Origin of the sequence: Dermacoccus abyssi (assembly GCF_003515945.1) — a bacterium.
Lineage (GTDB): Bacteria > Actinomycetota > Actinomycetes > Actinomycetales > Dermatophilaceae > Dermacoccus > Dermacoccus abyssi.
Genome location: NZ_QWLM01000020.1, coordinates 38,649 through 48,741, shown reverse-complemented (window position 1 = coordinate 48,741; position 10,093 = coordinate 38,649). Strand labels below are relative to the sequence as shown.

Annotated in this window: 10 protein-coding genes; 6 read left to right on the top strand and 4 right to left on the bottom strand. The window is 67.6% G+C overall.

The genetic code is table 11. The annotated features are described in order from the left end of the window. The first annotated feature begins 410 nt into the window (after positions 1 to 410). Positions 411 to 2,483 (top strand): multicopper oxidase family protein, encoded by a 2,073-nt coding sequence (locus tag D1832_RS13535; RefSeq protein WP_118914783.1) that lies wholly within the window; start codon positions 411 to 413, stop codon positions 2,481 to 2,483. A 500-nt stretch (positions 2,484 to 2,983) separates the two neighbouring features. Here the strand turns inward: D1832_RS13535 and D1832_RS13530 are convergent, their stop codons facing one another. Then, positions 2,984 to 3,262, bottom strand: coding sequence for a helix-turn-helix domain-containing protein (locus D1832_RS13530; protein ID WP_241511020.1), 279 nt, complete (start codon positions 3,260 to 3,262; stop codon positions 2,984 to 2,986). Between the two features lie 148 nt (positions 3,263 to 3,410). Here D1832_RS13530 and D1832_RS13525 point away from each other — a divergent pair, with 148 nt between their 5' ends. After that, positions 3,411 to 4,136, top strand: a complete 726-nt coding sequence (locus D1832_RS13525) for a flavin reductase family protein (RefSeq protein ID WP_118914779.1) — start codon at positions 3,411 to 3,413, stop codon at positions 4,134 to 4,136. On the opposite strand, the gene D1832_RS13520 is transcribed toward D1832_RS13525, so the two are convergent. Next, positions 4,099 to 5,454, bottom strand: a complete 1,356-nt coding sequence (locus D1832_RS13520) for a dihydrolipoyl dehydrogenase family protein (RefSeq protein WP_118914778.1) — start codon at positions 5,452 to 5,454, stop codon at positions 4,099 to 4,101. The two genes, D1832_RS13525 and D1832_RS13520, sit on opposite strands and share 38 nt — an antisense overlap. A 183-nt stretch (positions 5,455 to 5,637) precedes the next feature. On the opposite strand from D1832_RS13520, the gene D1832_RS13515 reads away from it, so the two are divergent. From D1832_RS13515 to D1832_RS13505, 4 genes are read left to right on the top strand one after another with little or no spacing between them, the layout of a single operon-like run. Further along, complete coding sequence (locus tag D1832_RS13515; RefSeq protein ID WP_118914776.1) at positions 5,638 to 7,149, top strand: flavin-containing monooxygenase; 1,512 nt, start codon at positions 5,638 to 5,640, stop codon at positions 7,147 to 7,149. A 48-nt stretch (positions 7,150 to 7,197) separates the two neighbouring features. Next, positions 7,198 to 7,359, top strand: coding sequence for a hypothetical protein (locus D1832_RS15420; RefSeq protein WP_182434798.1), 162 nt, complete (start codon positions 7,198 to 7,200; stop codon positions 7,357 to 7,359). Further along, positions 7,337 to 7,534, top strand: a complete 198-nt coding sequence (locus tag D1832_RS13510) for a hypothetical protein (RefSeq protein WP_118914775.1) — start codon at positions 7,337 to 7,339, stop codon at positions 7,532 to 7,534. The genes D1832_RS15420 and D1832_RS13510 overlap by 23 nt, the downstream gene beginning before the upstream one ends. Before the next feature lie 46 nt (positions 7,535 to 7,580). Further along, positions 7,581 to 7,934: a DNA alkylation repair protein gene (locus tag D1832_RS13505; RefSeq protein ID WP_241511019.1), complete on the top strand. Its 354-nt coding sequence runs from the start codon at positions 7,581 to 7,583 to the stop codon at positions 7,932 to 7,934. A 9-nt stretch (positions 7,935 to 7,943) separates the two neighbouring features. Here the strand turns inward: D1832_RS13505 and D1832_RS13500 are convergent, their stop codons facing one another. Further along, entirely contained in the window at positions 7,944 to 8,564 is a 621-nt protein-coding gene (locus D1832_RS13500) for a hypothetical protein (protein ID WP_118914771.1), read from the bottom strand. After that, positions 8,545 to 9,900: a glutaminase gene (locus D1832_RS13495; protein ID WP_118914770.1), complete on the bottom strand. Its 1,356-nt coding sequence runs from the start codon at positions 9,898 to 9,900 to the stop codon at positions 8,545 to 8,547. The genes D1832_RS13500 and D1832_RS13495 overlap by 20 nt, the downstream gene beginning before the upstream one ends. Between the last annotated feature and the right edge of the window lie 193 nt (positions 9,901 to 10,093).

The window sequence follows — 10,093 nt, the reverse complement described above, 5'->3', positions numbered from 1 at the left end:
GGGATGGCGAGCGTGAAGAACTTCCATCATCCGGGAGACCTCGACCCCTACCCGGCCACCGACGCGCTCAACCGACTACACCCTCATCTGTGAAGAGCCTGGTAACCGCCCGTGATCGTAGAAAAGGGTTGTGAGGGGGCGCGTCAGACCGTGCGGACAGGGGTGAGTATGGAGGGATGTCCCCTGGGCGACGCTCGCACGCGTTGGTCCGAGGCATGCACGTCCGGTATCGGTGAGCTCCCAGCCAGTGACCTGGAGTTGGCGATGGCACCCCTGCCCCAGACAGGGGTCCGAAAAACGCCAGGTCGATGAGGTTCGGTCGCGACCGGAAGTCGGGAACCCGCCACGCGTGTCGTGCGTCACAGAGTGGTCGAGCTGCCAACGTCGGCTCGCATAAGGGAGGGACGACCATGAGCACCACGGAGAACGACACGCCACCTGTCGGATCGCAACAGTACGAGAACCTTGCGCACACCGGCAGTGCGCCGCCGATCGATGTCATCGATGTCCCCGGGCACGGTGAGGAGCGTCGGTCCAGCGAGCGAGACCGGGGCGAGCCGCACGGCGCCGCACTGCCCGGTGTCGATTCCGGCCTCGGGCTGCGAAAATTCGTCGACCGACTGACCCAGCCGCCGATCATCCGCGCCTGGCGGCGCTTCGGCGAGCAGCCGATCCGCATCCGCGCAGAGGAGGCCGTCGTCCGGTTGCACGCCGGACTGCCACGCACCCGCGTGTGGACATACGAGGGCTGCATGCCCGCACCGACGATCGAGGTGCGCTCCGGACGCGAGGTTCGCATCGACTGGGAGAACGGCCTCGCCGACCGCCGCGGCCCGCTCCACCTGCCGTTCGACGTCGTCCGGGTGCCGCCGAACGCGGGAGTGACGGACTTCGTCCGGGCCCTGCAGCCGGGCGGCCGCTCGAACGCACGCGGTGGCGGTGACGACGCGTACCCGCCGTTGGCGAACACCCAGGACATTACGGCCGCGACCGTCGTGCACATGCACGGTGCGCTGACCGACGGCCACAACGACGGGTGGGCGCACAACGTCGCGCTGCCCGGAAACGTCACACGGTGCGCCTATCCGAACGCTCAATCCGCACGCACGCTCTGGTACCACGACCACGCGATGGCCGTCACCCGGTTCAACGTCCACGCCGGACTGGCGGGCTTCTACCTCATTCGCGACGAGGTCGAGGACGCGCTCGACCTGCCGCGCGGCGATGAGGAACTCGTTCTCGCCGTCGCCGACCGCAATCTCGAAACGGACGAGAAGGGCCGCTTCACCGGTCGCATCCTCTACAAGCAGGCCGGCACCGTACAGAACGGCATCGCGGGCGAAATCCCGGTGACCGGCCCCTTCACCATGGTCAACGGCACCATTTGGCCGACGAAGAACGTCGACGCGCGCTGGCACCGATTGAGGCTGCTCAACGCCTCGAACTCACGCGTCATGCGCTTTGCGCTTCACGACACGACGGACGGCCACGGCCAAGCTCCGCTGCCCTCGAACGACCCCGCGTTCACTGCCACCCGCATCGCTGACGCACTCGTCGTCATCGGGACCGACGGCGGGTTCCTCGGTAAGCCCTCCCCTCCGGCCGACGGCGTGCTGGAGATGGGCCCCGGTGAGCGTGCCGACGTCCTCGTCGACTTCGGGGCGCTACGAGGGCGCACGGTTGAACTACGGAACGAGAACAACACCGTCCTTAACGCTCGGCCCGGCCAGAGCGAAGCGTCCGCGATGCAGTTCGTCGTCGACCGCCGCCAGGTACGTGACCCGTTCCGACTACCGCGTGTGCTTGATGCACGCTACGCACGCTGGACACACCGATCGGACGGTGTGCTCGAGGTCGACGGGGGCCGCCTCGTCGACCACCACGAGCATGCCTGGATAGGAGTCGTCCCCCCGCGGGTGCGTGGAGCTGCTCACCCGGAGATGTGGGAGTTGAAGGAAGTCGAGGGCGACGTGCCCGCAGACACGCCCGACGTCATCCGCATTGCCACGCAGGACGGCGGTGTCACGACGCTACGCCCCGTGGCCAAGCTGTTCGACGACACGGTGACGCTACGTTTCGGCGAAGGCGACTGGGCGGTGTGGAACATCGTGCACCTGGGTGGCCCCGAACACCCCATGCACATCCACATGACCGACTTCCAGATGCTGACGCGTCGGCAGTGGCCCCTGACGAACGGCAACGTCCCCGGTTTCGACATGACGCTGGGTGCGACTCCGACACCCTTGCCCGTGCCGTCAGCTGGCCGTCCGATCGATGCCATCACGGCCGGCCGCAAGGACACGTGGGTCGTCAAGCCGGGGGAGTGGGTGAGCATTCTCGGCGAGTTGGCCGGTGCAACGGGTAGTTTCATGTATCACTGCCACATCCTCGATCACGAGGACCACACCATGATGCGGCCGTTCGTCGTGCTGCCGAAGCCGTTGCTGGCCTTCCACGCCGGCCACGGGGGCGGTCACCACTGACGTCTGCGACACAAGGGTGTGCGCCGACGTGATCGCGAGATTGCGCCGGCGCGCACCGTCGCGGGCCGGCCGCGTGACGGTGGCACACCTCGTCGTACGATTCCACCAGCCGACCGCGTAGTCGGCTCGTAGCTGCCGCGAGGGCATGGCCACAGTACGGGCACGAATCGTCCACGGTGCGGCCGGTGCCGGATTTGCTTCGTTCCGTGCGTTCAGCGCCTCTCTGCGAGCCACCTGCGTCCGTGAGGACGGCCGAGCGCTCGTGGCTGCCCCGCGTGACGAGAGCGGACTCGAACGCCGAACCGGCGAACTCGTCAGGGAAGATGCCCGCCGCGTGATCCACTCGCTCGGTCCAGTCCACGCACGGACGCACCAAGGCGCGCCTGCCTTCGAGGCCGAGACCATTCGCCCACGCCCACTCTCGGCCGGTGGAGGTCAACTGCCAGTCTCTCGTCACGAACCCGGCGGATCGCCATGCGTGCAGGACTTGCTGACCCAGTTCACCCGCGAAGTGTCGATAACACGTTCGGCCCGTCTGGAGGAGGTTGTCCTGACGCTGGGCGCGCAGGTGCCGGGGCGTGCTCGCCGGCCAGAGCACCCATGTGTTCGATCAGCTCGGCCGTCTCCGGGCCATTGAGCTTGACATAGCGGTGGCGGCCTTGGCGACGTTCGCGAATGAGACCGGCCGCGTGGAGTCGGTCGACGTGCTCGCTCGCTGAACTTCTGGCGAGCCCGACCACCTGCGCTAGCTCGTTGACTGTCCAATAGCGTCCGTCCATGAGTGCCAGCGCCATCTGCGCACGCGCCTGATGAAACAGCGCCGCAGCGAGGCGCTCGATCAGAGGCCGTGTGGAAGGTTGCACAGCGCGATTGAACGTCAACCATTGTTCGGAGTGCGCCGAACGATCAGTGGCTCAGGCTGGACACATGTCAGAGCACACGACCGTCACCGTGACACCGCCGGTGCACTACTTCGGTTCAGCAGTCGCCCTCGTCACGACGATGAACGTCGATGGCACGAGCAACATCACGCCTATCTCGTCGACGTGGTCGCTTGGCGACCATTACGTTCTGGGCATCGCTAACGGCAACCACGGGGCGGCGAACCTCACTCGAACCGAAGAGTGTGTCATCAACTTCGCCGACACCTCGCTTGTGGAGCGCGTCGAACGGCTGGCGCCGACGACAGGGGCCGCGCCCGTGCCGGAGCAGAAGCGACAGCGCTACCGGAGTGAACTCGACAAGTGGCACCTCGCGGGCTTCACCCCCGAGCCCTCGACGAGGGTCGCGCCGCCCCGCGTGGCCGCGTGCCCGGTGCAGAACGAGGCATCTCTCGAACGGGCCCTGCCGCTCGACGAAACGTTCGCCGCCTACGACGTTCGCGTCCGTGCGGTGCATGTGCACCGCGCACTCGAAGTGCCGGGAACGAACCACGTCGACATTCGGGAATGGAAGCCGTTGTACTACACCTTTCGGCGCTACCACGGCCAAGGGGAGCACCTCAGTCGCACCTTCAAGGCCCCGCCCCGAGCGGCCGCTGACCAGGTGCACCCCCGGTGCGGCAGCGCGGCGTTCCCGCTTCGCGAGACCGCGCCCCCGTCGTCGGGGGAGAGCGTCAGTCGAGCGGCTCCAGCTCGCCGAGCACCTCGTTGAAGCCCTCGGTGCTCGAGGGGTGCGTCCAGATGCCGTCGCGCAGGTCCGAGACCTTCGCGCCCAGGCGCATCGCGAGCGACACGAAGTTGATGAGCTCCTGCGAGTCGATGCTGAACACCGTCGCGCCGAGGATCTCCTCGGTGTCGTCGTCGACGAAGATCTTGAACAGGCCACGCGTGTCGCCGACGATCTTCGGGCGGGGCATCGCCGCGATCTTCTCCACCGGCTTCGACGCCACGAGTACCTTGCGGCCGCTCTCGCGGACCTGCTTCTCGTTCATGCCCACCATCGACAGCGGGGGCGTGATGAACGTCGAGTTCGGCACCGCGACGCGGTCGCTGCGACGACGCTTGCCGTCACCGACGATGGCGTCCCACACGATGCGGTTGTCGTCGAGCGAGATGTACGTGAACTGCGGGCCGCCGTTGACGTCACCCACCGCGTAGACACCCTCGACGGACGTCTGGAGCTGGTCGTCGACCTCGATGAAGCCGCGCTCGTTCGTCGTGATGCCGACCGCGTCGAGGCCGAGTTCCTTCGTCGCAGGCGCGCGGCCCGCCGCGACGAGCACGGCGTCAGCCTCGAACTCACCGGCGCTCGAACGCGCGACGACGGCGTCAGCGGTCTCGGAGAACTCCTCCACCTTCACGCCCGACTCGACGCGGATGCCCCCGGCCTTGAGCGCGTCGAGGACGGCCTCGGCGACGTCACGGTCGACGGCGGGCAGGAACGTGTCGCCCCCGTCGAGAACCGTCACCTCCGAGCCGAAGTGGGCGAACATGTTCGCGAACTCCAGACCCACGAAGCCTCCGCCGATGACGACGAGACGCTTCGGGAAGGGCTCGACGTGCTGGATGGTCGTCGAGTCGTAGATGCGCTCGCCGTCAGCCCCCGGGATGGGCAGGCGTGCCGGCGTGGCACCCGTGCCGACGATGATCTTCGACGCTGTTACGTTGACCTCGCCGTCGGCGGTGTCGATGCTCACCTCGTGCGGCCCGACGAAACGCGCCGTGCCGTCGATGAGCGTCACGTTCGGCTTCTCGAGCATCTTGTGATTGGCCGCGTTGAGCTTGCTGATCAGAGCGTCACGGCCAGCGACGGACTGCGCGAAGTACTCGGCCGGGTCGTCGCTCTCGCGGCGCTGCTCGGCCGAGACGACGAGGTCCTTCGTCGGAACACACGCGATGTTGATGCAGGTGCCGCCGTACATCTTGGGGGAGCGCTCCACGAGCGCCACCGAGTGCCCCGTCGCCGCGTACCGCCCGGCGAGCGTCTTGCCCGCCTTGCCCCAACCGATGACCAGAAGGTCGACGTCCACTGAGTGCTCCTTCACCTTGCGCGCTGATGTTCTGCCGTCATTGGCCGGAACGAGCCATCGACGTCGGATATTTCGCGTCGTGCACCGGTTCAGGACGAACGTCCGTGAGTTCGCTCAAACTCCACCGACGAGTCCGAACCGGTCGCTAGCGTGGCGTGGGTCACGTCGGACGGAAGGAAAGCCATGACCAACGAAACCACCCCCGAGGTGCTCGACGTCGTCGTCATCGGCGCCGGCCTCTCCGGAATCGGCGCGGGTTACCGCCTCACCGAGCGCATGCCCGACCTTAAGTACGCGATCCTCGAACGCCGCCCCTCGCTCGGCGGGACCTGGGATCTGTTCCGCTACCCCGGTATTCGCTCCGACTCCGACATGTACACGCTCGCCTACCCCTTCGATCCGTGGCAGCACGAGCGCGCCATCGCCGCGGGCGGCGACATCCTCGACTACATCAAGCACACCGCCACGAAGTACGGCATCGACGAGCACATCCGCTACGAGCACGAGGTCGTGCGCGGCGACTGGTCGAGCGAGGACGCCCTGTGGACGCTCACCGTCCGCACCCCCGACGGCGAGCAGGAGGTGCGTACCCGCTTCGTCTACGCCTGCAGCGGCTACTACTCCTACAACGAGCCGTACAAGGCCGACATCCCCGGTATCGACGACTTCGGTGGCACGGTCATCCACCCCCAGTTCTGGCCGGCCGACCTCGACGTCACGGACAAGCGCATCACCGTCATCGGCTCGGGTGCCACCGCCATCACCCTCGTGCCGGCGCTCGCAGACGCCGGCGCCGACGTGACGATGCTGCAACGCACCCCGAGCTTCGTGCTCGGCCAGCCCGGCCGCGACCCTCTCAACCGCCTCCTGCGCGGACGAGTGAGCGACGAGCGTCGTCACGCGATCCTGCGCAACAAGAACGTCTTCCTTCAGTGGGGCTCCTACCAGTTCGCCCGTCGCGCCCCGAAACTCACCACCCGAGCACTGCGCGCCGGCGTGCGCATGAGCGCCGGCATGAGCCACATGGAGAACTTCACCGCGCCCTACAACCCGTGGGATCAGCGGTTGTGCGTCGTGCCCGACTCCGACCTGTTCAAGGTGCTCAAGAAGGACGGCGCCCACGTCGTCACCGACACCATCGAGCGCGTCGAGGCCGGTGGCATCCGCACCACGTCGGGCACGTTCATCGACGCCGACATCATCGTGACGGCCACCGGTCTCTCCCTCGAGATGCTCGGCGGCGCCGAGGTGTTCGTCGACGGCGACAAGGTCGACCTCTCCGAACGCCTCGCCTACCGCGGCTGCATGCTCGAAGGTGTGCCGAACGTCGGCATGTGCGTGGGCTACATCAACGCGTCGTGGGGGCTGCGCAGCGATCTGTCCAACCGCTTCATCGCGCGCGTTGTCGAGCACATGCGCACCACCGGATCGGACATCGCGACGCCCACGGCGCCCCCCGGCCTCGAGCGAGCACCTCTGCTCGAGATGGAATCCGGCTACCTGCAGCGCGGCGCCGCCCTCATGCCGCGCAAGGCGAAGACGCCGCCGTGGACGATGCGCCAGGACTACCTGGCCGAAGCCCGCGAGATGAAAAACCCGCCCGTCACGACGGACATGCGCTACGAGCGCTCGGGCGCTGCCGGTGGGAGCATCCCCGCCGATGGCAGCAAAACCCCCGCGATGGGCGCGCGGTAACGCTCCCATCGACGCAGTTCTGCTCCCGCCGCCTGAGATGCTCCCGCCATGACGATGACGGCACTGGCGGACGAGCTCGTCGATTGGCTGCGCACACTCGGCAACGACGCCGACTCACAGGCGAATGCGCGCTACCTCCAGGCGTTTCCTGGGGGTTACGCCGAGGGGGACGTGTTCGTCGGCGTGCATGTGCCGGACGCTCGCGCGTGACGGCCGCAGCGTTCAGCTCGACGACATCGACGCTCTGCTCCAGCCCGAGATCCACGAAGCGCGGCTGCGCGGAGCGATCCTCGCGGTGGATGTCTACAAGAGTGCCAAGACTCCCGTAGAAACACGTGACAAGATCATCGCGCTGGTGCTGACCCGGGTGGGAGTACCTCGATAACTGGGATCTTGTCGACACCGTCGCGCCGTACACCCCTGGGCCGTGGCTGCTCGACAGGTCGCAGGGGGAGCAGGACGCGGTGCTCGACGACCTCACGGCGTCGCCCCTGCTGTGGCGCAGGCGTTTCGCGATGGTCTCGACGCTCGCCATGATACGGGCGGGCGAAATGCCCCAAGCCTTCCGGTTGGCTGAGACGCTCATCGACGACCGGCACGACCTTATGCACACGGCCGTCGGTTGGATGCTGCGCGAAGCGGGCCAGCGGGATCGCGCCGCGCTCGATGCGTTTCTCGAACGTCACGCCGCAACGATGCCGCGCACCGCCCTGCGCTACCCGCTCGAGAAGCACGACGCCGACGCGCGCCGCGACTTCATGGGCCGGCGCGCGGCGGCGCGCTGAACGCCGTCGTCAGATGGAGGTGTCGCCGTCGTCGCGGTGCGTCATCGTCCGCGGGTCGTAGCCCAGCCGTTCGAGGTAGCGCATCGCGCCCCGGGCGGCGATCATGCTCCACGCTCCTGCGACGACAGCGCAGACCGAGAGGGCGGCCAGGAGGGCGACGGTGGCACTGTCGCCGTCGGCGAGGTGGACGGCGACCAGGACGCCGAGCGCCAGCAGGGCGATGCCCAACGACCAGACGCTCGTGCGGTACTGCAAGGACAACCGCCGCGCCTCGAGGAGTTCGACGTACTGCAACACCGGGTCGGCGCTCGGTTTCGCGGTGCGCACAGCTCGCCGGACGATGCGGCGGCGCCCGCCGTCGAGACCGAGCACGAGCGGCACCAAGGCGTCACGGTGGCCGGCGAGAACGGGCTTGCGCTGACGCATCGCGATGACGAAGTTCAGACCAGCGATGGCACAGGCGACGAGGAAGAACGTGAGATCGAAGGTCTGACTGAACAGCAGGAGCGCGGCGAAGGCGGGCAGCATTGCGGCGTTGAGCACCTGACGCACCCAGTACCGGCGCCGCGCCGTCGGGCGCAGGGCATCGATCTCGGGCTCGAGCGTCGCTTCAGGGGTGATGTGTTCCACGTGAAACCTCTCCGCCGGACGTGCTCTGCCGAATCTGCGCGGCGACGTCGTCGAGGTCCTCCGCCATGCCGACGTGGACGCCGCGGCCCACGTCGTAGCCCTCGGTGTCGAGGCGCCCGCGCGTCAGCTCGGCGTCGTCGAAACCGGCGAACCACACGTCGTGGCGCTCGGAATCCAGGCGACGCACCGACTCCCAGAGCATGCGGATCGCCGGCTCGTCGAGCGCGTGAACGTCGACGAGGTCGAACACGACGATCTCCGGCTCCGGCGGCTCGTCGACGACGAGACGGACGACGCGCTCGGCACCCGCGAAGCGGATGTCGCCCTGCAGGTCGTAGACGTGTGCTTCGACGCCGTCGAGGAGTTCGACGACCTCCGAGCGGCGCACGACCGATCGCGCAGGCGGCGGGACGTCCATGAGGTGCATGGCCATGTCCTCGCTGAGGCGCTCGAACACGTCCACGCCGCGCGCGGACGTGCCGTGCGGATCGAGCGGCGGCGAGAACGTGGCGAGCCCGACCTGCCCCGGAAGCGCACCGATAATGCCGCCACCGACACCGCTCTTCGCCGGGATGCCGACCGCGGTGAGCCAGTCGCCCGCCGCGTCGTACATGCCGCACGAGAGCATCACCGACAGGACGTGGCGTGCCGTGCGCTGGCTGACGACCTGTTCGCCCGTCACCGGGTGAAGGCCGCCGCCTGCGAGCGTCGTCGCCATGATGGCCAGGTCGCGCGTCGTCACGACGACGGCGCACTGCTCGACGTAACCGCGCACGATGACGTCCGGGTCCTCGGGCAGGATGTCGTAGCTGCGCAGCATGTGACCGATGGCCATGTTGCGGTGAGCGGCGCTCCACTCGGACTCCGCGACCTCGGTGTCGATGCGTAGGTCGTGGCCGGCAAACGCCGAAAGCCCCTTGAGGACGCGCGCGACCCGGGTCTCCTTCGAGTCGTCGGGCTCGCCGATGAGGGAGTGGGCCGTGATGGCGCCCGCGTTGATCATCGGGTTGAGCGGACGCTTGCTGCCCGCCTCGAGCGAGAGCTCGTTGAACGCTTCACCGGAGGGCTCCACGCCGATGCGTTCCATGACCTCGTCGAGGCCCCGCTGCTCGATCGCCATGGCGTAGATGAACGGCTTGCTGATCGATTGGATCGTGAACTCGAACCTGTCGTCGCCGGCGGCGTAGATCTTGCCGTCGATCGTCGCGAACGCGATGGCGAAGGTGTCCGGGCTGACGCGCGCGAGCTCCGGGATGTAGTCGGCATTCTTGGCCGACGCATCCGGGGCGCAGGTGTCGAGCAGCTCGTTGAGGTAGTCGAGAATCGGCGATTTCATTGGTGTCAGCCTATGGGGTGGGCTGTTGCCTGCCGAATCGTTCGGGCCGCCCGGACTGTTGACGGTTGGCGCAGTTCGGCGTGGCTGACGCAGTTTGAGTCAGCTCGAACTGCGCCAGGCGCAGCGAACTGCGTCAGCTGTGCTCGGCCACACGCTCGCCTCCGCTAGGGGTTTCTAGGGGTGACTGCAGATG